General features: G+C 65.3%; 24 protein-coding genes. 5 read left to right on the top strand and 19 right to left on the bottom strand.

Going from position 1 to position 22969, the window contains the following annotated elements:
• Nucleotides 1–282: 282 nt before the first annotated feature.
• The 4 genes from JJ918_RS13785 to JJ918_RS13770 form a co-directional block, all read right to left on the bottom strand.
• Nucleotides 283–1302: a M48 family metallopeptidase gene (locus JJ918_RS13785; protein ID WP_291888411.1), complete on the bottom strand. Its 1020-nt coding sequence runs from the start codon at nt 1300–1302 to the stop codon at nt 283–285.
• 3 nt (nt 1303–1305) lie between these two features.
• Nucleotides 1306–1857: a LemA family protein gene (locus JJ918_RS13780; protein WP_291888408.1), complete on the bottom strand. Its 552-nt coding sequence runs from the start codon at nt 1855–1857 to the stop codon at nt 1306–1308.
• Between the two features lie 46 nt (nt 1858–1903).
• Nucleotides 1904–4180 carry a DNA topoisomerase IV subunit A gene (parC, locus tag JJ918_RS13775; RefSeq protein ID WP_291888406.1) on the bottom strand — a complete coding sequence of 759 codons (2277 nt, stop codon included), beginning with the start codon at nt 4178–4180 and terminating at the stop codon, nt 1904–1906.
• A gap of 93 nt (nt 4181–4273) precedes the next feature.
• Nucleotides 4274–4963, bottom strand: coding sequence for a glutathione S-transferase family protein (locus tag JJ918_RS13770; protein WP_291888403.1), 690 nt, complete (start codon nt 4961–4963; stop codon nt 4274–4276).
• Between the two features lie 61 nt (nt 4964–5024).
• On the opposite strand from JJ918_RS13770, the gene JJ918_RS13765 reads away from it, so the two are divergent.
• A complete protein-coding gene (locus tag JJ918_RS13765; RefSeq protein WP_291888400.1) occupies nt 5025–5465 on the top strand; it encodes a MarR family winged helix-turn-helix transcriptional regulator in 441 nt (146 codons plus the stop codon).
• Between the two features lie 191 nt (nt 5466–5656).
• Here JJ918_RS13765 and recO read toward each other — a convergent pair whose 3' ends face one another.
• From recO to folK, 9 genes are all read right to left on the bottom strand, one after another.
• Nucleotides 5657–6385 (bottom strand): DNA repair protein RecO, encoded by a 729-nt coding sequence (recO, locus tag JJ918_RS13760; RefSeq protein WP_291888397.1) that lies wholly within the window; start codon nt 6383–6385, stop codon nt 5657–5659.
• 30 nt (nt 6386–6415) lie between these two features.
• Nucleotides 6416–7363: a GTPase Era gene (era, locus tag JJ918_RS13755; RefSeq protein WP_291888395.1), complete on the bottom strand. Its 948-nt coding sequence runs from the start codon at nt 7361–7363 to the stop codon at nt 6416–6418.
• Nucleotides 7356–8042, bottom strand: coding sequence for a ribonuclease III (rnc, locus tag JJ918_RS13750; protein WP_291888392.1), 687 nt, complete (start codon nt 8040–8042; stop codon nt 7356–7358). Before rnc ends, era begins: the two co-directional genes overlap by 8 nt.
• Nucleotides 8035–8463, bottom strand: coding sequence for a holo-ACP synthase (gene acpS / locus JJ918_RS13745; protein ID WP_291888391.1), 429 nt, complete (start codon nt 8461–8463; stop codon nt 8035–8037). Before acpS ends, rnc begins: the two co-directional genes overlap by 8 nt.
• Nucleotides 8463–9209 (bottom strand): pyridoxine 5'-phosphate synthase, encoded by a 747-nt coding sequence (locus tag JJ918_RS13740; RefSeq protein ID WP_291888388.1) that lies wholly within the window; start codon nt 9207–9209, stop codon nt 8463–8465. Before JJ918_RS13740 ends, acpS begins: the two co-directional genes overlap by 1 nt.
• Entirely contained in the window at nt 9206–9790 is a 585-nt protein-coding gene (gene pyrE, locus JJ918_RS13735) for an orotate phosphoribosyltransferase (protein ID WP_291888387.1), read from the bottom strand. The genes JJ918_RS13740 and pyrE overlap by 4 nt, the downstream gene beginning before the upstream one ends.
• Nucleotides 9791–12019 (bottom strand): bifunctional (p)ppGpp synthetase/guanosine-3',5'-bis(diphosphate) 3'-pyrophosphohydrolase, encoded by a 2229-nt coding sequence (locus JJ918_RS13730; RefSeq protein ID WP_291888386.1) that lies wholly within the window; start codon nt 12017–12019, stop codon nt 9791–9793.
• Between the two features lie 6 nt (nt 12020–12025).
• Nucleotides 12026–12397, bottom strand: a complete 372-nt coding sequence (rpoZ, locus tag JJ918_RS13725) for a DNA-directed RNA polymerase subunit omega (RefSeq protein WP_291888384.1) — start codon at nt 12395–12397, stop codon at nt 12026–12028.
• Nucleotides 12398–12472: 75 nt separating this feature from the next.
• The gene (gene folK / locus JJ918_RS13720) at nt 12473–13003 is read right to left on the bottom strand and encodes a 2-amino-4-hydroxy-6-hydroxymethyldihydropteridine diphosphokinase (RefSeq protein ID WP_291888380.1); all 531 of its coding nucleotides are present in this window, start codon (nt 13001–13003) and stop codon (nt 12473–12475) included.
• A gap of 34 nt (nt 13004–13037) precedes the next feature.
• On the opposite strand from folK, the gene JJ918_RS13715 reads away from it, so the two are divergent.
• Together JJ918_RS13715 and JJ918_RS13710 are read left to right on the top strand one after the other, a co-directional pair.
• Nucleotides 13038–13577, top strand: a complete 540-nt coding sequence (locus tag JJ918_RS13715) for an NYN domain-containing protein (protein WP_291888378.1) — start codon at nt 13038–13040, stop codon at nt 13575–13577.
• A complete protein-coding gene (locus tag JJ918_RS13710) occupies nt 13574–14233 on the top strand; it encodes a uracil-DNA glycosylase (protein ID WP_291888375.1) in 660 nt (219 codons plus the stop codon). Before JJ918_RS13715 ends, JJ918_RS13710 begins: the two co-directional genes overlap by 4 nt.
• Here JJ918_RS13710 and JJ918_RS13705 read toward each other — a convergent pair.
• Nucleotides 14215–15648: a pyridoxal-dependent decarboxylase gene (locus JJ918_RS13705; protein WP_291888370.1), complete on the bottom strand. Its 1434-nt coding sequence runs from the start codon at nt 15646–15648 to the stop codon at nt 14215–14217. The two genes, JJ918_RS13710 and JJ918_RS13705, sit on opposite strands and share 19 nt — an antisense overlap.
• Nucleotides 15645–15857 carry a glutathione S-transferase gene (locus tag JJ918_RS13700; RefSeq protein WP_291888367.1) on the bottom strand — a complete coding sequence of 71 codons (213 nt, stop codon included), beginning with the start codon at nt 15855–15857 and terminating at the stop codon, nt 15645–15647. Before JJ918_RS13700 ends, JJ918_RS13705 begins: the two co-directional genes overlap by 4 nt.
• 67 nt (nt 15858–15924) lie before the next feature.
• Here JJ918_RS13700 and JJ918_RS13695 point away from each other — a divergent pair, with 67 nt between their 5' ends.
• Complete coding sequence (locus tag JJ918_RS13695; protein ID WP_291888364.1) at nt 15925–16938, top strand: GlxA family transcriptional regulator; 1014 nt, start codon at nt 15925–15927, stop codon at nt 16936–16938.
• Here JJ918_RS13695 and JJ918_RS13690 read toward each other — a convergent pair.
• The 3 genes from JJ918_RS13690 to dapA form a co-directional block, all read right to left on the bottom strand.
• Complete coding sequence (locus JJ918_RS13690) at nt 16935–18041, bottom strand: nitroreductase family protein (protein ID WP_291888362.1); 1107 nt, start codon at nt 18039–18041, stop codon at nt 16935–16937. The two genes, JJ918_RS13695 and JJ918_RS13690, sit on opposite strands and share 4 nt — an antisense overlap.
• Before the next feature lie 89 nt (nt 18042–18130).
• Nucleotides 18131–18601: an SsrA-binding protein SmpB gene (gene smpB, locus JJ918_RS13685; protein WP_291888360.1), complete on the bottom strand. Its 471-nt coding sequence runs from the start codon at nt 18599–18601 to the stop codon at nt 18131–18133.
• 11 nt (nt 18602–18612) lie between these two features.
• Nucleotides 18613–19494, bottom strand: a complete 882-nt coding sequence (dapA, locus tag JJ918_RS13680) for a 4-hydroxy-tetrahydrodipicolinate synthase (protein WP_291888358.1) — start codon at nt 19492–19494, stop codon at nt 18613–18615.
• 145 nt (nt 19495–19639) lie between these two features.
• Between dapA and JJ918_RS13675 the strand changes: the two genes are divergently transcribed.
• Complete coding sequence (locus JJ918_RS13675; protein ID WP_291888356.1) at nt 19640–21832, top strand: lytic transglycosylase domain-containing protein; 2193 nt, start codon at nt 19640–19642, stop codon at nt 21830–21832.
• Between the two features lie 46 nt (nt 21833–21878).
• Here JJ918_RS13675 and JJ918_RS13670 read toward each other — a convergent pair whose 3' ends face one another.
• Nucleotides 21879–22868, bottom strand: a complete 990-nt coding sequence (locus tag JJ918_RS13670) for a threonine/serine dehydratase (protein ID WP_291888353.1) — start codon at nt 22866–22868, stop codon at nt 21879–21881.
• Between the last annotated feature and the right edge of the window lie 101 nt (nt 22869–22969).

Genomic DNA, 22969 nt, shown 5'->3' with positions numbered 1-22969 from the left:
GTTATCCGGGGGTGCAAAGAGTACGGAGCTTGTCCGCGCCTGCCGGGTTGACCACGGCAGGCTCCGGCGAGGCCATCGGCAGGGACGACCGGCAAAAAGCTCGACCGGACCGTCCCCGCCGGTTTCGAGACGGGGCCCGCAGGGGACCCGGGTAAATCTCCGTGTGCGGGATGCCTCCGGCGCCACTCACACAAACACATAAAACTCCGGCTCCGGCCGGCATCCCGCACATCCTCATACCGCCAGGCGGAGACGCCGTGGCGCCATACCTGCTTGAAAAGGCTAGATTTCGGGAACGCTCGACCGGCCGAGCGCCGGTGTTCCGCCAGCATATTTCACCAGCATCTCGATGCGTTTGGGGATTGGCGGATGGGTGGCGAACAGGCCGATGAAGCCGGTTTTCGGGTTCTCGATGAACATCTCGCGCACCTCGTCCGGCGCCGTCTCGATCTCGGCATGGCCGGAAATCTTGTTCAGCGCCGTGATCATGGCGTCCGGATTACGGGTCAGCTCGACCGCGCCGGCATCGGCCATGAATTCGCGGCGCCGCGACAGCGAAAAGCGGATCACGATGGCCAGAAGATAGGCGACCGCCAGAATGGCCAGCGCGGCCACGATCACCAGCCCGCCCGAACGCCCGCCGGAGCGGCGGTCGCCGCCGGATCGCAGGCCGAACCAGAAAATCCGCCGGAAGACGATCTCGGCGACAAAGGAGATGATCCCCACGAAAATGATCGCGATCACCAGCAGGCGCACATCCTTGTGCCGGATATGCGAAAGCTCATGCGCCAGCACAGCCTCCAGCTCGGCATCGTCGAGCCGGTCCACCAGACCGCGCGTCACCGTCACCGTGTATTGGCCCTCGCGCAGGCCGGAGGCATAGGCATTGAGCGCCGGGGTCTCGATCACCGCCAGGTGCGGCATGGTGAGACCGCGGGAAATGCAGAGATTTTCCAGGAGATTCCAGACGCGGATCTCGTCTTTTCGGGAGACCCGCCGCGCGCCGGTGGCCGCATTGATTATGGACTGGTGGAAGAACCAGGCGATCACGAACCAGATGGCGGCCAGGCCCAGCGACCAGGCCGCAATGGACGGCAGGCGGGCGAGTTCGGCGCCAATGAGATCGGGCTGGGCGCCCTTGCCGGCATAACTGCCCGCAGAAGGGTCTGCCAGGCCGACGGTGAGCCATGTCACCGCCAGTCCGAGCAGGATCAAGAGAATGGGAAACCCGGCCAGCAGAAGGACGGATTTGAGATTATTGTTCCAGATATGGGAGCGAAGTCCGGTCGCACCCAGGAACATGGCCTAGAACTGCACCTTCGGGGCACCGCGTTCGGCTTCGCCGACCTCGAAATATTCGCGCTGCTTGAAGCCCATCGAATTGGCGATCACCACGGCCGGGAATTGTTCGGTCGCCGTGTTGTACTCGTTGACCGCATTGTTGAAGAAGCGGCGGGCGGCAGCGATCTTGTTTTCCAGGTCCGCCAGCTCGTTCTGCAGCGACAGGAAGTTCTGGTTGGCCTTGAGATCCGGATAGGCTTCGGACAAGGCAAACAGCTGGCGCAGGGCGCCGGAGAGCATGTTCTCGGCCTCGGCCAGGCCTTTCAGCGAGTTCGCATCGATGGCCTGCTGGCGCGCCTTGGTGACGTTTTCCAGCGTGTCCTTCTCGTGCGCGGCATAGGCTTTCACCGTCTCCACGATGTTGGGCACCAGATCGTGGCGCTGTTTCAGCTGCACATCGATATCGCCCCAGGCCTGGTTGCACGTCTGCCGCAGCGCGACGAGACGGTTGTAGACCATGACCAGGAAGATACCGATGCCGATCACGAGGATCAGAAGGATAATACCGGCGTCCATATGTCGTCTCCTGTCGGCAGGACGTTGAATGTCTTACGAGACTTACCTATTCCGCCTTCGCCTGTGAAGCGAGGAATTCCGAGCCGCGCGGCGCAAAGCGGAGCGAACGCGGGAAGCCGCGCGGCGCCATCTTGCCGGCCTGCGCCCGTTTGGCGGTCCACAATTGCCAGTCTTCCAGATTGAAACGCCGCCCGGCCCCGTCGAGCCAGGTCAGCCCCTCTTCCGCCGCGAACGTCGTGGCATCGGCGAGCCTTGCGCCCTTGCCGCCCATCAGGCGCACGCCCTTGCCGCGCGACATCTGGGGGATTTCCTCCAGCGGGAAGACCAGGAGTTTCTTGTTCTCGCCGATCAGCGCGCAAGTATCGCCCATCGCCGGAATGCACAGCAGCGCCTCGTCGCCCGCCATCAGGTTGAGGATCTGCTTGCCGCCCTTCTTCATGGCGACGCAGTCCTTCTCCTGGATGCGGAAACCGGTATTGCCGGTGGAGGCTACCAGAAGCGTGCGTTCCGGATCGTATTTGAACAGGCCGATCGGCGCGGCATCCTCGGGCAGGTCGACATGCAGCCGCACCGGTTCGCCATGACCGCGCCCGCCCGGCAATTTGGAGGCTTCCAGCGTGTAGAACTTCCCGTCCGTCGCGAACATCAGGAGCTTGTCCGTCGTCTCGCACTTCACGGCAAAGGCCGAACGGTCGCCCTCCTTGAACTTCAGCTCGGTGACGTCGTTGATATGGCCCTTGAGCGCGCGGACCCAGCCCTTCTCGGACAGGACAGCCGTGATCGGTTCACGCACCACGAAGGCCTCGATCGGCGCATCGCCGGCAATGTCCGGCGCCTCGCCGAAAGCCGAGCGGCGGCGGCCCAGCGGGGTGGATTGGGCATAATAGTCGGCGACCTCGCCGATCTCCTGGCCCACCTTCTCCCACTGGCGTTCCGTGGAGCCGATCAGTTCTTTCAACACCTTGCGTTCGCCCCGGAGTGCTTCGTCTTCCTTGCGGATTTCCAGCTCTTCCAGCTTGCGCAGGGCCCGCAGGCGCATGTTCAGGATGGCTTCGGCCTGGCGCTCGGTCAGCGAGAAGGTCTCGATCAGCTTGGCCTTGGGCTCGTCCTCGAAACGGATAATCCGGATCACCTCGTCCAGATCGGCATAGACGATGAGATAGCCGGCCAGCACTTCCAGCCGGTCTTCCACCTTGGCCAGGCGTGTCTCGGCCCGGCGCACGGCAACCTCGCGGCGATGCTCCAGCCAGATCTGCAGCACCTCCTTCAGCCCGATCACCCGCGGCGTACCGGTGGGGTCGAGCACATTCATGTTCAGCGAAATGCGGGTTTCCAGATCGGTGAGTTTGAACACCGACTCCATCAGCATTTCCGGATCGACGAGCTTGGATTTCGGCTCCAGCACGAGACGGATATCCTCGGCGCTCTCGTCGAGAATATCGTCCAGCAGCGGCAGCTTCTTGGCGTCCATCAGCTGGGCGATGCGCTCGACCAGTTTGGACTTCTGCACCAGGTACGGGATTTCGGTGATCACCACGCGCCACATGCCGCGGCCGAGATCTTCCTTCTCCCACTTGGCGCGAACGCGGAAACCGCCGCGGCCGGTCTCGTAGGCCTCACGGATCGATTCCGGCGATTCAACGATCGTGCCGCCGGTCGGGAAGTCCGGCCCCTTCACATGTTTCAGGAGCGCGTCGGTTTCGGTCTCCGGATTGTCGATCAGCGTCAGTGCGGCCGCACAGATCTCGGCGACATTGTGCGGCGGGATCGAGGTGGCCATGCCCACGGCGATACCGGTCGAGCCATTCGCCAGAAGGTTCGGGAAGGCACCGGGCAGGACCAGCGGTTCGCTTTCGGACCCGTCATAGGTCTCCTCGAAGTCCACCGTGCCATGCTCGATATCGCGCAAAAGGAGTTCGGCGGCCTTGGTCAGGCGGGCTTCGGTGTAACGCATGGCGGCCGCGCCATCGCCGTCGATATTGCCGAAATTGCCCTGCCCCTCGACCAGCGGATAGCGCGAGGCGAAATCCTGGGCCAGACGGACCAGCGCCTCATAGACCGACTGGTCGCCATGGGGGTGATATTTACCGATCACATCGCCGACCACGCGGGCCGACTTCTTGAAGGCCTGGTCCGGGTTCAGCTTCAGCTCGCGCATGGCGTAGAGCAGGCGCCGGTGCACCGGCTTCAGCCCGTCGCGCGCATCCGGCAGGGCCCGCTGGGTGATCGTGGAGAGCGCATAGGCGAGATAGCGCCGCGACAGCGCGTCCTCGAACTTCTCCTCGATAATGTGCCCGCCATCCGGATCGAAATGATCGCCCATGCCTCAACGCCTCGTGATTCGGAGAGGATCAGTATAGCGGATGGGAGCAAACGAGCAGGGTTCGGCCGCAGGATTTGCTGTGGGCAAACGCCGTCACACCAGCTCGGCTCTCGCCTCCAGCAAAGTCGAGATATAGCTCCCCCGCCCGATCAGAAATGCCCGCAACCGTTCCGGATAACCGTCGCTCACCGCGTCATGCACCGAGGCCCGCTCTGCCAGAGCCTTGCGCCAGCGTGTCACTTTTTCCAGCCCGGTGAAAATGCCGAACTCGCCGATCGCATCGAACGTGTCGAAATACCGGAAGACGGGACCATAGACGGCATCGACGAGGGAGAAGGTCTCGCCGGCGAAGTACGGTCCCTCGCCCAGCACGCCTTCCAGCCGGGCAAAACCGAGCGACAGCGCATCGGCTTTGTCCTGGAAAGCCTTGCGGTCCGCGGCGTTGTAGAGGCCGGCAATCAGATTGAGCTGGGCCGAGCCGAACTCGATCCAGGAGCGGTGGCGGGCGCGTTCGAGCGGGTCATCTGGGTGCAGGGCCGGCGCGAGCGTATCCTCGATGTATTCCAGGATTACGGCGGACTCGAAGATCGGCGTGTCTTCCACCAGCAGGACCGGGACCTTGCCCAGGGGCGAGATATCCAGAAACCAGCCCGGCTTTTCAGCCAGATCGATGTCGACCCGCTCGAAGGGTATTTTCTTCTCCGCCAGCGCGATCGCGGCCCGCTGGACGTAGGGACAGAGCTTGTGGCTTATCAGGCGGAGCCGGGGTCGAGCGTCGGTCATGGGACTTCCCTTTTCATGCAGATGCATGAAAAATGGGAACCGGCAAACTATATGCAAGTGCATGGATCAGAAAATTTCCACCACCTCCGCCCGGGTCCGCGCCTGGATCGCGCTCAACCGGGCCTGGACCCGCGTCTCCGGACGTGTCGAGACACGGCTGAAACAGGCCGGGCACCCGCCGCTGGCCTGGTACGATGTGCTCTGGGAATTGGAGAAGATGCGCGATTGCTGCCTGCGTCCTGTCGAACTGGAGGCGCGTCTGCTGATCCGGCAGCACAATCTGTCCCGCCTCCTCACCCGGATGGAAACAGCCGGAATGGTGGAGAAGCTGCGCTGTCCGGAAGACGGCCGCGGCCTGCAGATACGGCTGACGGATGCCGGCCGCGAAGCGCGCAAGGCCATGTGGGAGGTTTATCGCCCGGCGCTGGACGAAGCTCTGGGCCCTCTGTCGGTGGTTGAGGCCGAAGCGCTGGCCGAGCGATTGGATGGGCTGGGTGTATAGGCTTCGGCGGTCGCTCGTTGTCTGAAGCATCCCTTTTTCAGTTTTCCCGGACTTGTTCCGGGACCTGGCGAAGGTGAAGGCTTTTCATCGATGCAGGAGGAATCATCGGTGCGCGCGCCTGGCCGCGTCGCTTCAACCCGGCCCCGGAACAAGTCCGGGGGAAGTGCGGGTGCGGAAGTAGTCTCTCCCGGCTAGAGACGCCCGATCCGCTCCAGCTCGGCGATCAGCCGGGTGCGGGCTTCGGGGAGCTGACGGTCGACGGGCCAGAGGACGCGGCGTTCGAGGAAATAGCCGGTCAGGTCCAACCCCTTGGCGATATCGCCTTCGGCGATCGCGCCGGAGCCGCGCATGAAGCCCGGCAATTCCAGCAGCTTGGCCGCATAGGGCGCCGCCTCCTCGCGGCACACGGCGCGGCCGGTGCGCGGCGAGACATGGCTGAGATCCCCGGTCTCTCCGGTCACAGCACATTTCCTGAGATCGAGGCCGTAGCCCAGATCCGACAGCAGCCCCGCCTCCCAGCGCACATAAAGCGCCGGCCAGAGATCCTCGTCCTCGAAGGCGGAGAGCAGGAGCTCGAACCCGGCATGCACCGCCGGATGCGCCTCGCGCTCCGGCAAGGCCATCACGGCGAGGGCGCAGGCTGCATTGAGACCGGCGAGCGCGGCCCGGTCCTCCATCACGCCGCCGGCGCCAAGATGGTCGGCCTCGATCTGGAACAGGCCGAGATGCTCGGCCAGCCGGGCGCGCCAGCTCACCGTCACCTGATTGCCCGGCTGCAGCACGGGGCGCATGGCCCGCGATCGCGCACCCTTGACCAGGCCGGCATGCCGGCCCTGGCTCTCGGTCAGGATTTCCACGATGGCACTCGTCTCGCCATGCGGCCGCACCGCGAGGACAATGCCCTTGTCACGCCATTCCATGGGAAGACTGTGCAGCGAGTCTCGACGCACCTATACGTCGAAATCCAGGCCGACATCCTTGTAGTGCGACCGGCGGGCCATCCATTTCGGGTCGACCTTCACATTGAGGAAGAGGTGGACCTTGCAGCCCAGCACCTCTTCCATCTCCTTGCGGGCCGTCTCGCCGATGGCCTTGATGGCGCTGCCGCCCTTGCCCAGCACGATCGGCTTTTGCGTGTCGCGCTCGACGATGACGGACTGTTCCACTCGGATCGAGCCGTCGCGCAGCTTCTTCCAGACCTCGGTCTCCACCATGGAGGCGTAGGGCAGTTCCTCGTGCAGGCGCAGATACACTTTCTCGCGCGTGATCTCGGCGGCCAGGATGCGGGAAGGCAGGTCGGCGACCTGGTCTTCGGGATAGTGCCACACGCCCTCGGGCATCAGGCCGGCGAGGAAAGACTTGAGCTGCTTGACGCCGGAACCGGTCTTGGCGGAGATCATGAAGACGTCGGAATAGACGCCTGTTTCGTAGAGCTCCTGCGACATGGCCAGCAGATAGTCCCGGTCGATCATGTCGATCTTGTTGAGCGCCAGGATCGCCTTGCGGCCGGTCTTGTTCAGTCCGTCGATCACGCGCTGGTCGTCCTCGACCATGCGCTTGTCGCCACTCTTGGCACCGCCATGCTCCAGCCGGGCCCGCGCACCGGCATCAACGACGTGCACGATGGCATCAGCGTCCTCGGCACCGCTCCAGGCCGCTGCCACCATCGACTTGTCCAGCCGCCGCTTGGGCGCGAACACGCCGGGCGTGTCGACCAGCACGATCTGGCTGGCCCCGTCCAGCGCCACGCCGCGCACGGCGAAACGGGTCGTCTGGACCTTGTGGGTGACGATGGTGACCTTCTCGCCGACCAGGGCATTGACCAGGGTCGACTTGCCGGCATTGGGAGAACCGATGACCGCGGCAAAGCCGCAGCGGGTTTGGGGCGTGTCAGACATGCTGTCCTTCGCGTTCGAGAAGTGCGGTGGCCGCAGCGCGTTCGGCGGCCTGTTTGGAACCGCCCTCGCCGATCGCCGGATCGAGCGGCGAGACGGTGACTTCGACGGTAAAGACGGGACGGTGATCCGGTCCCGAGCGTTCGGTGAGCTGATAGCGCGGCACGCCGCGCCCGGTACGGGCCGCCCATTCCTGCAGGGCGGATTTGGGGTTTTCCGGCTTGGCCTTCAGCGCCTCGATGCGCGGTCCCCAGAAACGGTCATAAAAGGCCTGCGCCGCCGGGCGCCCGCCATCCAGATAGATCGCCGCGATCAGCGCCTCGCAGGCATCGCCGAGGATCGAGGTCTTGTTGCGGCCGCCGCCGCGTTCCTCGGACCGGCCCATTTTCAGCGCCTCGCCCAGCTCGATCGAGCGGGCGACATCGGCGCAGGCATTCTTGTTGACCAGTGCGTTGAGACGCGGTGCCAGCGCGCCCTCGCTGGCCTTGTCGAACAGGCGGAACAGGGCTTCCGCTGTCATCAGGCCCAGCACCCGGTCGCCGAGGAATTCCAGGCGCTCATAGGAGCGCACGCCCTTGCGGCCATCGCCATAGCTGGCATGGGTCAGGGCGCGATCGATCAGGCTCTTGTCCCTGAAGGCATAGCCGATGCGCACTTCCAGTTCGCTCTGCGCGTCAGCCATGGAGCATGCCGTCCAGATGGTGGCCCAGCGGACGGGCCTCGATCACCACGAAGGCCTGGGCCCAGGGATGATCGTCGGTGATGGTGATATGGGCATGAGCCTCCATGCCCTGCGGCGTCAGCATGCGCAGCCGGTCCAGCGCCCGCCCCGTGAAGGCAAGCGTCGGCTTGCCGCCGGGCAGGTTGACGACGCCGATCTCCTTCCAGGACACGCCGCGCGCAATCCCGGTGCCCAGCGCCTTGGCCCCGGCTTCCTTGGCCGCGAACCGCTTGGCATAGCTGGCCGCCCGCATGCGCCGCGCCTCGGATTTGGTCTGTTCGATCTCGGTGAAGACGCGCTGCACGAAGCGGTCGCCGAACCGGTCGAGCGACTTCTCGATCCGGCGGATATCCATCAGGTCGGAGCCAAGGCCGATGATCATCAGCTTCGCTCCGCCCGCGCTTCGGCGATCAGGCCGCGCATGGTCTCGACCGTCTCGCGCAGACCGCGGAAAATGGCCTCACCGATCAGGAAGTGGCCGATATTCAGCTCGGCGATCTCGGGAATGGCGGCGACCGGTTTCACCGTGTCATAGGTCAGGCCGTGGCCGGCATGGACTTCCAGGCCACGCCCATGGGCGATTGCGGAAGCTTCCGCCAGCCGTTCCAGCAGGCGTTGCTGCCCGGCCGTGTCGCCGGCCAGAGCGGCCTCGCAATAGGCACCCGTATGCAGTTCGACCACGGCGGCGCCCATCGCCTCGGCGACGGCAATCTGCACCGGGTCCGGCTCGATGAAGAGCGAGACGCGGATGCCTGCCTCGCCGAGCTGACGCACGAAGGGCGCGATATGGTTATGGCCCGCGGCCACATCGAGACCGCCTTCGGTCGTCCGCTCCTCGCGCTTTTCCGGCACAATGCAGCAGGCGTGCGGCTTGTGACGCAGCGCAATCTCCAGCATTTCCGGGGTCGCGGCCATTTCCAGGTTCAGCGGCAGTTCGATCTCGGCCATCAGCCGGTCGATATCGGCATCGGTGATGTGGCGGCGGTCTTCGCGCAGATGCGCCGTGATCCCGTCCGCCCCGCTCTCGGCGGCCTGCCGGGCCGCACGCACGGGATCGGGATGAGCCCCGCCGCGGGCATTCCGGATCGTCGCCACATGGTCGATATTGACGCCGAGACGCACCGTCATGCCAGTCCGCGGCTCCCGGGCTTGATCGCCGGAATGGCTTCCAGTTCCGGCGGCAGCTGGTCGGCCGGATAGGCCGGCACCTTGTATTCGGTCAGCGCGATCAGCGGCACGCCGACATCGGCCTCACCGCCGGAACGGTCCACCAGGCAGGCCTCGGCCAGCACGGTGGCACCGGTCGCCCGGATCGCCTCGATGCACTCGCGCGAGGAAAGCCCCGTGGTGACGATGTCCTCGACCACCAGAACCTTGTCCTCGGCGGAAAGTTCGAAACCGCGGCGCAGGGTGAATTCACCGTTCTCGCGCTCGACATAGAGGGCTTTCAGCCCCATCTGGCGCGCGGTTTCATAGCCGGGAACGATGCCGCCGACGGCCGGCGAGACGATCACGGTGGGCTGTTCGGAGAGCTCGGCCTTCACCTTCCCGGCGAGCGCGCGGCACAGTTTTTCCGTCCGGGCCGGATCGGCGAACACCTTGGCCTTCTGCAGGAAGACCGGGCTGCGCAGGCCCGAAGACAGGATGAAATGGCCTTCCAGCAGGGCGCCTGCGGCGCGGAATTCGGCCAGAACCTCGTCGCGTGTCATCTATTCCTCGCTCTCTTCGTGATCGGCGCGCTTGCGCTCGGCGGAAACGACCGACGGGCACATGCGCAGCGCCGCCAGGATATTGGCCAGGTGCCGCGTGTCGAACACCTCGACATCGAATTCCATGTCGAAAAAATCGGTCGAGCGCCGCCGCGTCTTCACGCTGGCGATATTGCCGCGATTCTCGGACACGGTTTTGGCGATCTCGGCCAACACGCCCTGCCCGTTGTGCAGCACCGCCTCGATGCGGGCCATGGAGACCGCATTGTCCTCGGCCTCGGCCGTCCAGGCTAGGTCGAGCCAACGATCCATCTCGTCTTCCTCGTGATCGGCCAGCGTCTCGCAGTCGATCGTGTGGATCTCGACCCCCTTGTCGGGGATCAAAAGGCCGACAATCCGGTCGCCGGGCAGCGGCGAACAGCAATCGGCAAAGTGCAGCGTCACACCCTGTGTGAGGCCGCGGCCCCGCACGAAGAGGCGCGCCTTGTCGTCCTCGATCAGTTCGCGATCGGTGACATCGCCGCGCTCGTCGAGCCGGCCCGGGAAGACCGCATTGAGCAGATCGCCGGAGGAAACCCGGCCGCGGCCGAGCATCTCGTACAGCTCCTCGGCATCCTTCAGGTCGAGCCGCGCCAGGGCATCGCCCAGATCGGTCTCGACCAGCTGGCGGCCCTCACGGCGGAAGGCGTGCTCGGCCATGATCTTGCCGATGCGCTGGAATTCGTCGCGCTCGCTTTCGCGGATCAGGCGGCGGATCGCAGCCCGGGCGCGGCCGGTGATGGCCAGGTTTTCCCAGCCCTGCGGCGGCTGGCGCACACCGCCCTTCACGATCTGCACGACATCGCCATTGCGCAATTGCGTGCGCAGCGGGCGTTCGCGGCCATTGATCTTGGCCGCCACCGTGGTGTGACCGAGCTCGGTGTGGACCGCGTAGGCAAAATCCAGCGGTGTCGCCCCGGCCGGCAGCGAGATCAAATCGCCATTGGGCGTGAAGCAGTAGACCTGGTCGGCGAACATCTCGAGCTTGGCATGCTCGAGGAATTCGTCCGGATCGCCACCCTGGTTGAGGATTTCCACGAAGGGCCGCAGCCGCTCCAGCGGATCGCCACCGGCGGCCTGGGCGGCAGCGGGGTCGTATTTGTAGGTCGAGTTCTTGTAGCGCCAGTGCGCCGCCACACCGCTTTCAGCCACCGCCTCCATCTCCTCGGTGCGGATCTGCAGCTCGACGCGGACATTGTGCGGACCGATCACCGTGGTGTGCAGCGAGCGGTAATTGTTCGGCTTGGGCAGCGAGATGAAGTCGCGGAAGCGCTCGGGCATGCACCGCCAAGCCTGGTGGATCACGCCGAGGGCGCGATAGCACTCGTCCGGCGTCGTCACGATCAGGCGGAAGGCATAGATGTCGGCGATTTCCTCGAAGGTCAGCCCCTTGCGCTCCAGCTTGCGCCAGATCGAATAGGGCCGTTTCTCGCGTCCGAAAATCCGCGCCTCGATCCCCGCCTGCTCCAGCCGGTCGGTGATCGCCTGCGAGACGGCCGACACTTCCTGGGCGTGTTCGTCGCGCAGGAGTTTGAGGCGTTTGTTGATCGACTCGTGAGCGGCCGGATTGATGTGCTCGAAAGCCAGGTCTTCCAGCTCGACACAGACCCTGTTGATACCGATCCGGCGTGCCAGCGGCGCGTAGATTTCCAGGGTTTCACGGGCGATCCGCTCGCGCTTGTCGGGCCGCGGAATGGCGCCCAGCGTGCGCATATTGTGCAGCCGGTCACACAGTTTCACGATCAGCACACGCACATCGGCCGAGATCGCGACGACCAGTTTTTGCAGGTTTTCTGCCTGTTTGGTGCGCTTGGAGCGCAATTCCATCTGGCCCAGCTTGGTGACGCCGTCGACCAGGCTGGCGGTTTCCTCGCCGAATTCGCGGGTAATGTCTTCCAGCGTCGCCGGCGTATCCTCGACCGTGTCATGGAGCAGCCCGGTACACACCGTGGCCACGTCCATGCGCAGGTCGGCGAGGATCATCGCGACCTGTGCGACATGGGCAAAATAGGGTTCGCCCGACTGGCGCCGCTGCGGCCGGTGTGCTTCCTCGGCAAAATCATAGGCGCGCCGCACATAGTCAGCGTCCACCTTCGGAAAATACCGATGGATGCGTGCGACCAGCTCGTCCGCACTGGGAATGGCGGGCGGCGGCGATGCCAGATCGGGTGACGTCGCGCCGTGGTTCAATTCGCTCTACAGACGGCCGTCAGGCGCGCCGTCCCTGTCGTTCTGGAGCGCCTTGAGCATTTCCGCTTCGTCGAGCTCGACGGGCGGCGCCGGCAGGGCTTCCATGTCCTGCTTGGCGTCTTCCTTGGCGGCGTCTTCCTCGTCCTCGCTCGGCAGCACGCGCTGAAGGCCGTGCACGAGGCTTTCCTTCAGGCTGTCCAGGTCGAGGGTCTCGTCGGCGATCTCGCGCAGCGCCACGACGGGATTCTTGTCCCGGTCGCGATCAATCGTCAGCGCCGAACCGGCCGAAATGTTGCGAGCGCGATGCGCCGCCATCAGGACGAGGCGGAAACGATTGGGGATTTTATCGATGCAATCTTCGACGGTGACGCGAGCCATGCGCGCGATCTCCTTGAACCAGCGCTGGAGTTGGAACCGCGTTTCCTAGCTCTGCCGCCCTGCAAAAGCAAGGCTTCAAGGCGCTTTCTGCGGAACCGTTTGCAGCTTTGACATGGCATCGCGGTCGGCCCGGGGCAAGGCCTCGACCAGATCGGCAATGCTGCGGCCGCTCACAGGATCGTGCCAGCCGGGCGCGATCTCCTGCAGCGGCAGGAGAACAAAGGCCCGCTGGGTGGCCCGGGGATGAGGAATTTCCAGCCCGTCCTCGCCCTTCAGAACAGCGCCGCGATGATCGATCAGATCGAGATCCAGCGTGCGCGGCGCATTACGCTGACTGCGTTCGCGCCCGAACCGTGCTTCCACCCGGTGCAGCAGATCCAGCAGTGCGCGGGCAGAAAGCTCTGTCCCGATTTCGGCGACGGCATTCACATAGGGCGGGTCGGACGGATCCGGCCAGGCCGGGCTCGACCAGTCCGAGGAACGTGCAACGACAGACACCCCCTCGCCCGCCAGCGCCTCGATCGCCAGGGCCAGCGTTTCCTGCGGCGTGCGGTCGCCTTCTGGAAGGTTGGCGCCAAGCGCGATATAGATGGCGTCAGCAGACATTTTCGATCCGTGATTTTTTAAAGGATACAATCAGATGGCATTTTATCCCGACGAGCGCATCGGTCTTTTCATCGACGGCGCCAACCTGTTCTCCACCACCAAGGCGCTGGATTTCGACATCGACTTCAAGCGGCTGCTGGATGAATTCCGCAAGCGCGGCAAGCTGATCCGGGCCAATTACTACACCGCCCTCCTCGAGCAAGAGGACTACAATCCGCTGCGCCCGCTCGTCGACTGGCTGGACTATAACGGCTTCTCCGTGATCACGAAGCCGGCGCGCGAGTTCACCGATGAAAGCGGTCGCCGCCGTATCAAGGGCGATATGGATATCGAGCTGGCCGTCGACATGATCGAGGCCGCCAGCTATCTCGACCACATCATCCTGTTCTCCGGCGATGGCGATTTCCGGCGCGCCATCCAGGCCGCCCAGTCCCGCGGCGCCCGGGTGAGCGTGGTCTCCTCGCTGAAGACCCAGCCCTCCATGGTGTCCGACGATCTGCGCCGGGCGGCCGACACCTTCATCGAACTGGCCGACCTGGAAGGCATGATCGGGCGCAACGGAGGCGGTTCGTGAGCGCAGCCTATCCGGCCGAAGCCCCGCTCGACTGCCCGCTCTGCCCCCGTCTCGTCGCCTTCCGCGAAGCGACCGCGCGCGATCATCCGGACTGGCACAATGCGCCGGTTGAATCCTTCGGCGATCCGCAGGCACGCCTGCTCGTCGTGGGTCTGGCGCCCGGGCTGCGCGGCGCCAATCGCACCGGCCGGCCCTTCACCGGCGACTGGGCGGGCGATCTGCTCTACGCCACGCTGGGCAAGTTCGGCTTCACCCGCGGCACCTATGACAGCCGGCCCGATGACGGGCTGACACTTGTCGATGCGATGATCACCAATGCCGTGCGCTGCGTGCCGCCGGAGAACAAGCCGGTCGGCGCGGAGGCGAGTGCCTGCCGCCCCTTCCTCACCGCGCGGATCGCCGCCCTGCCGCGGCTCGAGGCCATTCTCTGCCTGGGCAAGATCTCGCACGACAACACGCTGCGCGCGCTCGGCCACAAGATGAAGGACGCCACGTTCGGCCATGGCGCCCGGGCGAGACTGGACGGTCCCAACGGCCCGCTGCAGCTCTTCGACAGCTATCACTGCTCGCGCTACAACACGAATACCGGCCGGCTCACCGAAGCCATGTTCGACAGCGTGTTCGCCGATATCCGCGCCTATCTCGACGCCGGCTGAACCGCTGCCCGGGCCGCGTCCAGACGATCGAGCAGGACCTCGATATCATCGGGGCCGGTCAGATAACTGGTGATACAGGCCCGCAGCGCCGGCCGGCCTTCGAACGCGACATGTCCCAGCCAGGTCTGCCGGTCGGCTTCCAGCCAGGCCGCGAGTGCTGCGCTGTCGCGGCCTTCGGGATCCTCGAACAGCACCACCGGCAATGACGACGCGTTCCGGATGTTCCAGCCGTGCGCCGTGAGCCCGTCACGCAGTGCATCGGCCAGCGCGAACTGGCGATCGAACATGGCGCGATATCCCGCGGCCCCGATCGTGCGCAGCGTCATCCAAAGCCGCAGACCGATGAAACGGCGCGACCACTGATAGCTGGTCACATAGGCATCCACCCCGTCGCCGGCGGGCATATAGCTGGTTGTCACGGCGAAGGCGCGGGACAGAGCCTCGGCATCGCGCACGAAAACCATGCCGGCCCCCATCGGCACGGCCAGCCATTTATGGGCATCGACGGTCACGCTGTCGGCCCGTTCGATCCCGTCCAGCAGCGGGCGGCGGGTTTCGTCGACAATCAACGCCCCGGCCCAGGCCGCGTCGACATGAAGATGCAGGTCTGTCTCCGCGGCGATATCCGCACAGGCGTGCAGCGGATCGATCATGCCGGCATTCGTGGTACCCGCCGTAGCCGCGATCATCACCGGCGCCGCACCGGCGGCCCGGTCGTCGCAAATCGTCCGGCGCAGGGCATCCGGATCGAGCCGTCCGGCCCCGTCCGTTGGGATCAGCGAGACCGCGTTGCGTCCGAGCCCCGCCGCCCGCGCCAGCTTGATCCAGGCCAGATGGCTGTCGGCAGACGCATACAGGCGCGCCGGGCCCGGCAGGGCCGCGGCGCCCTCCGTGTCATAGCCGGGAAACAGCCGTGCCAGCGCCACCTGCAGGCCCGTCGCATTGGCTTCCGAACCGCCGGAGGTGAAATGACCGGTCGCAGACGCCGGAAAGCCGAGTGCCTGGTTCAGCCAGGCAATCAGCTTGCGCTCCATCATCACCGAGGCCGGCGCATGACTGACGACGCAGAGCTGCGGATTGCGCACGGCGGAGAGAAGGTCGGCCAGCACACCCGGCCAGGCCGGGGTCGGGTTGAAATAGCCGAAGCACCGGGCGTGTGCCGAAAGCAGATCGCCGTCAGCCATCAGCGCCGCCGCTTCGCCGACCGCACGCTCCAGCCCCTCGCCGGCAGACAGATCGATCCGCGAAAGACGCTCGCCGATCGTGCCTGCGGGCACCGCGGGGGCGACCGGACCGTTAACCATGGCAGAAAAGGCGGCCTCGACCGGTCCGGAGACCCACGTCAGGTCGGTCCCGATACCCGCTTGCACCAAGGCGTTGAGCGAGGCGTCCGCCAAGTTATCCACAGGTTTCATATTTTGTTAACCTTCTCGCTGGGACCGTCGGCCGGTGTCTCCATCAAGCCGTCAAAAAACTGCAGCGCCACCCGGAACTTGTCGCGACATCCGGGGTTACAGAAGCCGACAGTGTGTCCGCGATAATCCGTCAGACTGTCGGCCGCCACCGGCTTGCCCGACCAGGGGCAGGTCTCGTTCAGGACCGTATCCATTCGCCCAGATTGCATCGCTCTCTTCCTTCCCGCGTCGCTTTGCGATTTGATATTTCGAAGAAGCGATGGCACAAATGACGTTATGCCCACATTTCCTGCCAAGCCCGAACACATCGAACGCCACATCGCCTTCCTGACCTATGACCGGGTCAAGCTGCTGGACGTGACCGGTCCGCTGCAGGTGTTTTCCGATGCCAACGAGGTCCTCGGCCGGGATGCCTACAACACCACCCTCGCCTCGCTGTATGGCGGCCCGGTGACGACCGATACCGGGGTCGCCCTGAACACACGGCGTCTCGCGGGCGTCGGCCTGGACACCAGTGACACCCTGATCGCCTGCGGCGGAGACGGGGTCTATGTCGCCAGCCGCGACAATCGCCTGGTTGCCGGTATCCAGCGCGCCGCGGAAAAATGCGGACGGGTCGCCTCGACCTGCACCGGCGCCTTCCTGCTGGGCGCGGCCGGATTGCTCGATGGCCGCCGCGCGGTGACCCACTGGCAGCGCTGCAGCGATCTGGCCCGCATCTGCCCCAGGGCGGACATCGATCCGGACCCGATCTTCATCGAGGATGAAGGCGTTTGGACCTCAGCCGGCGTCACCGCCGGGATCGACCTCGCCCTCGCACTCGTCGAGGCCGATCACGGCCGCGACCTCGCCCTGGAGCTGGCGCGCAACATGCTGGTCTACGTCAAACGGCCCGGCGGCCAGTCGCAATTCTCCGAAGCCCTGAAACAGCAGACACAATCCGCAACCGGCAAGTTCGACGCCCTGCATTTCTGGATGAAGGACAATCTGACGGCCGATCTGCGGGTCGATGCCCTCGCCCATCGCAGTGGCATGAGCCCGCGCAATTTCGCCCGGATCTATACCGAGGAAACCGGGATGACGCCGGCCCGCGCCGTCGAGCAGATGCGCGTCGAGGCCGCCCGGGCCATGCTGGAAAACCCCGGCGTCAGCATCAAGACCATCGCCATGCGCACCGGGTTCGGCAATGACGAACGCATGCGGCGCAGCTTTGCCCGCCAGCTGGGCATTACCCCGCAGGCCTATCGGGACCGTTTCGCGGTCGAGGTGGCGGAAAGCGTGGCGGGCTAGGCCGTCAGCACCGCCTCCACCGGCCGCCGTGGTGAATAAGGCCAAAGCGGCCCGTACCCGAAACGCATCACGATATCGGGCCGGCGGCCGGGCATGCCGGCGAGCCGAGCCATGTCGTCGCGAAGGCCCGGGACTTCGACAGGCTGGTTGATGAAGGCATGCCGCAATCCCAGGGCCGTCGCCTTGAGGGCAAAGCGCTGGCAGGCCCGGCCGGCCCGGACCCAGTGTTCCGGATCGTCACGTTCGGCCAGGAAGACCGCGACTCCGGCCGAAGACGCCAACTGCCGGGCGTATTTCTCGTTTTCCGCCTCCGCGGTGAAAAACAGGTCGAACATCGTGCCGCCCAGCCAGGCCGGCATGACGGGGTTTCCGCTGGCCGCCGTGAACAGTCCGTCATTCCGCTGCAGCGCCTGGCGCGGCGAAAAGCGGAGCCAGTCTTTCAACTCGCGTACAAAAGCCGGGTCGGCGATCTGGGCGGTATTGCCGGCCACGACCAGGTCGCGGACCTGCGTCAATGCCGGCCGGTCCGTGATCAGCACCATGTCGACGCCGGGCATCCGCGCCGCCTCGGCCAGCGCGGTCAGGTCCGCCGCGGAAACCGGCCGCCCATCATACTCGCTCCGGGTCGACTGGCGCTCCGGGATCGCCGCGATCATGTCCTCTGGCCCGTCGGAAGCGCGACCCGGCACGAAATCCAGACGAGCGCCCTCACCCTCTGCCGGCACGAACCGGATTTCGCCGCCGCGGCCCTGGGCCGAGGCTGCCAGGGCGAGGTTTTCCGCCGCGCAGCCCAGGCTGGCATAGAGGTGATGATCGTCCGGATCCACGACGGGGGTGCGGCGCGACATATCGGGCCGGATCGACAGCCCGCCGCCCTCGCCGCGCCTGAACAGCCAGGGCTGGGTATTGTGTCCGTTGGCAGCGAGCGTGGCGTAGCGGACAAGCTCCCGGTCTGCACCACCAGCCGTCAGGGGCTGACGCTGTGCCAGAACGTAATCGGTGTAGGCATCCAGCGATCCGGTGCGCGTGGCACCCCAGGTCGCGGCAACACCGCCGGCCAGAACGGCGGTAGCACCGCCAAGCATGATCTGACGTCTGTTCATCGGCCAAACCCGAACACTGCGCTTTGCGCAATTGTGCTTGGCCGCAATCTGCTTGTCACCGGGAAACGGGGTCGCACCCCGCAAAGCGCCTAGCCGTAATTCTTCATCAGGCGGGATTTCTGCTTGTCCCATTCGCGGCGCTTGATCGTTTCGCGCTTGTCGACGGTCTTCTTGCCCTTGGCCAGGCCGATCTGGAGCTTGGCGATGCCGCGATTGTTGAAGAAGAGACGCAGCGGAATGATCGTCCGCCCGTCGCGGGTCACCGCACCGGCCAGCTTCTCGATCTCGTTGCGCTTGAGCAGGAGTTTGCGATGGCGGCGCGGCTCGTGATTAAAGCGGTTCGCCGGGCCGTAGGGCGGGATGTCGGCATTGACCAGCCAGATTTCGCCGCGTTCCGGGCTGACATAGCTCTCGGCAATATTGGCCCGGCCCTCGCGCAGGGATTTCACCTCCGAACCCATCAGCATCAGGCCGGCTTCAAACGTCTCCTCGATCTCGTAGTCGAACCGGGCGCGCCGGTTGACGGCGACGGCGCCGGTCTCTGTCTTGGGTTTGCTCATGATCGCATCATCTAGGCAGCGTCCAGAAGGCCGGCAATGACCATTGCTTCACGGACTGCAGCCTTCGACGCCTCGTTCGGCTCGGTCAGCGGCAGGCGCAGTTCGGTATTCATCACGCCGAGCAGCGACATCGCATACTTGGTCGGACCGGGGCTGGCCGAGGTGAACAGGGCATGATGCAGCGGCAGCAGCCTGTCATTGATTTCGCGGGCCATGTCCCAGTCACCGGACAGCGTGGCGGCCTGGAACTGCGCGCACAGGGCCGGCGCCACATTCGAGGTGACAGAAATCGCACCGACACCGCCCGTCGCATTATAGCCCAGCGCCGTCGGGTCATCGCCGGACAGCTGCACGAAATCCGTCCCGATCAGACGGCGATGCTGGGTCACGCGGGCGACATCGCCCGTGGCATCCTTGATACCGACGACATGTTCCAGCGTCGCGATACGGGCCACGGTATCGGCCTGGATGTCGATGACGGTCCGGCCCGGCACATTGTAGACGACGATCGGCAGATCGATGGCGTCGTTGATCGCCTTGTAGTGCTGGTACAGGCCTTCGGCATTCGGCTTGTTGTAGTAAGGCGCGGCAATCAGGCCGGCATCGGCACCGAGTTCCTTCGCACGGATCTGGTTCTGGATCGCGACGGCGGTGTTGTTCGAGCCCGTGCCGGCGATCACCGGGACGCGGCCGCGCGCCGTCTCGACGACGATCTCGACGACCCGCATATGCTCCTCGAAGGTCAGCGTCGCGTTCTCGCCGGTCGTTCCGCAGGGCACCAGGCCGTGCGAACCGGCCTCGATCTGGCGTTCGGCCAGCGCGGCAACGGCCGCCTCGTCGACGGCACCATTCTTGAACGGCGTGACCAGCGCAGTGATGGACCCTTTGAACATGTTTCAATCCCGGAAACCGAAAAACGAGCGCGCGACCATATCGGCGGGCACAGAAACGGCCAAGTCTTGTTGTCAAGTCTGGACAGTGAGCCGGTCTTGCAGCGATGATGTCATGCCTATTCGGTCAGAAAGTGTCCTACGATCCATGATCGCTCGTTGCCTTTCCGCGCTGGCACTCATTGCCCTTGCCGTGCCGGCCTCTGCCCAGATTCCCACGCCGCGCATGCGGCCGGATCCGGTGAATTTCTCGCAATACCTCTCGGACGCCGATTTCACGCGCTTCCAGCGCGGTCTCGACGCGGCCGATGATGAGGACTGGATGCGCGTGCGCGAGATCCGCGACGAACTCACCGACACTTCGGCCCGCGATGTCCTGCTTTGGCGCATCGCCCTGGGCGATGCCCGCGCGAGCTTCCTCGAGCTCGACATGGCCCTGAACGAGCTGGACAACTGGCCGCGCGACAGCTTCATCCGCTCGGAGGCCGAATCCAAGATCGATGAAAGCGGCATGACCGCGCCCTTCATCATCACCTGGTTCGAGAACAATCCGCCGACCACCGGCCGCGGTGCGGTCGAATATGCCGAAGCGCTGATCGAGACCGGCCGCGTCGAGGAAGGCGAAGCCCTGCTGCGCGAGACCTGGCGCCATGAATTCCTGCCGCTTTCGGTGCAGAGCGAGACCTATCAGGCCCATCGCGATCTCTTCACCGAAGACGATCACATGGCGCGTATCGACTATCTGATCTGGTCGAACCAGCGCACCGCAGCGCGCCGGGTCCTGCCGCTTCTGTCGGGCAATAATCACGACCTGGCCGACGCCCGCCTGCGCCTCGCCGGCCGCCAGAGCGGTGTCGACCGCGCTGTCGACCGCGTGCCCGCCTCGCTGTCGAACGATGCCGGACTGGTGTTCGAACGCGCCCGCTGGCGCCGCCGCGCGGGCCTGACCGACACGACGCTGCCGCTGCTGCTGCAATTGCCGGACAGCTACGGCAACACCGATGCGCTGGAACTGATGTGGACCGAGCGCAAGCTCATGATCCTCAACCTGGTGCGCGATCGCGATTACGAGACAGCCTATGCCCTCGCCCGTGCCCACGGCATGAGCGAAGGCGCAGATTTCGCCGATGCCGAATTCGTCGCCGGCTGGCTTGCCCTGGTTCACCTGGACCGCCCGGAAGAGGCCCTCGCCCACTTCACGCATCTGCGGGACAATGTTTCCACGCCGGTCTCACGCTCGCGCGGTTCCTACTGGATGGCCCGTGCTGCCGATGCGCTTGGCCGCCACGAGGAAGCCGCCGCCTATTATGCCGAAGCCGGCGAACACTCGACCGCCTTCTATGGCCAGCTGGCCCTGGCCCAGCTGCCGGATGCCTCCGGTGGCGGCGTCATGGCGCTGGAGCGCGAGCCGGAGCCGGACGAAGCGACCCGCGTGCGCTTTGAAGCGCGGCCGCTGGTGCGGGCGATGCGTCTTCTGGCCGAGCAGAATGAGGAATATTATTTCCGCCTGCTGTCCTACCGCCTCGACGACCAGCTGACCGATCCGGCGGAATCCGTGCTGCTGGCGCGTCTGGCGAGCGAATATCTTTACATGCGCCAGTCGGTGCGCGCCGCGAAGGCCGCCCGCCAGCGCGGCATCATCCTGCCGCAAAGCGCCTATCCCACGATCACCCTGCCCCAGAGCGCAGCCCTGCGTCCCGAGGACGCCCTGACCCACTCGATCATCCGCCAGGAGACCGAGTTCGGACAGCACGCCGTGTCCGGCGCCGGTGCCCGCGGCATGATGCAGATGATGCCGGCCACCGCGCGGCAGACGGCACGCCAGGTCGGCGTGCCTTATCGCTTCAGCTGGCTGACCGACGATCTGGACTATAATCTCACCCTCGGCATGCATCACCTGGCCGACGTGGTGGAGGATTTCGACGGGTCCTATGTGCTGGCGCTGGCGGCCTATAATGCCGGCGCCCACCGCGCCCGCCGCTGGATCCAGGATTATGGCGATCCGCGCGACCCCGATGTCGATCCGGTCGACTGGGTGGAAAGCATCCCCTTCTCCGAGACCCGCAATTACGTTCAGCGCGTGATGGAGAATCTGCAGGTCTATCGCTCGCGTCTCGACAATGACGCGGCCGTGCCGCTGCTGATCGAGGAAGACCTGCGCCGCGGTTCCGAACCGGTCCTGATCTTCACGGACGAGGCGGGTATGGCCCGGCCGGTGAATGTGGAGACGGATGAACTCGAACCCGGTAAAACCGGCCTTGACGACGAGGGCTCCGAACCCGGTGACGAGCCCGGGCTCGAGGACGAGAATTACCAGCAGGCCGACGAATCGGATCGCTAGGTAAAGGCTCGCAGGTGAAGGCCGGCGCTACGGCGCCGGCTGTTGCCTAGAGGCTTTCCAGGGCGCGGGTGAACATGGCGCGGTCGACATTGCCGCCGCTGGCAATGACGCACACCGTCTTGCCGCGCGTCTCGACGCGGCCGGTCAGCACAGCCGCCAGGGCCACCGCACCGCCGGGTTCCACCACGATCTTCAGATGCCGCCACGCAAAGGCCACGGCGGCCAGGGCCTCGTCATCGCTGACAGCCGCACCGCCCGCCAGCTGGCCGGAATTGATCGACCAGGTCAGCTCGCCCGGTGTCGGCGTGATGATCGCGTCGCAGACCGAACCTGTCAGCCGCTCATTCACTTCGCGCTGGCCGCTGGCGAGCGAGCGGCGGAAATCGTCGAACCCGACCGGTTCGGCCGCCCACACCTGGACTGACGGGTGGTGGTGCAGCATCGCCATGCCGGTGCCGGCAATCAGACCGCCACCGCCAGCCGGACAGATCACGATATCCGGCACGGCCCCGGCTTCGGCCATCTGTTCGCTGGCTTCCAGCGCGGCTGTGCCCTGGCCGGCGATGATGAAGGGGTCTTCATAGGGCGGCACCAGGACGCGGCCCTCGGCCTCGGCAATGGCGCGGCCCATCTCCTCGCGATTCTGGGTGCCGCGATCGTATTCCACGACCTCGCCGCCCCAGAACTTCACCCCCTCGACCTTCGAGCGCGGCGCATCGGCCGGCATCAGGATCTTGGCCGTCGTGCCGTTGATCCGCGCTGCCGCGGCAACACCCTGGGCGTGATTGCCCGAGGAGTAGGCCATGACGCCGCGCGTCTTTTCGTCTGAATCCATGCGCGAAATGCGGTTGAACGCGCCGCGGAACTTGAACGAGCCCGTGCGCTGCAGGCATTCCGCCTTCACGAACACCCGCGCGCCGGTGCGCTCGTCCAGCACGTCATTGCGCAACAAGGGCGTTCGGACCGCATGTCCCGCCAGGCGTTCCGCTGCGTCGGCGATATCGGAATAGGACGGCGGGGTCAGCGGGCTGGACATCGGAACTCTCCCGGTATGAGACGCAGATTTGGCTGGCGAAAGCCGTCAGGACCCCATAGGCAATTCACATCGATTGAGCAAAGGGATTGCGCCGCAGCCCG

It is taken from the genome of Maricaulis sp., assembly GCF_017642925.1.
Classification (GTDB): Bacteria; Pseudomonadota; Alphaproteobacteria; order Caulobacterales; family Maricaulaceae; genus Maricaulis.
This window is presented reverse-complemented; position numbering and strand designations above follow the sequence as displayed.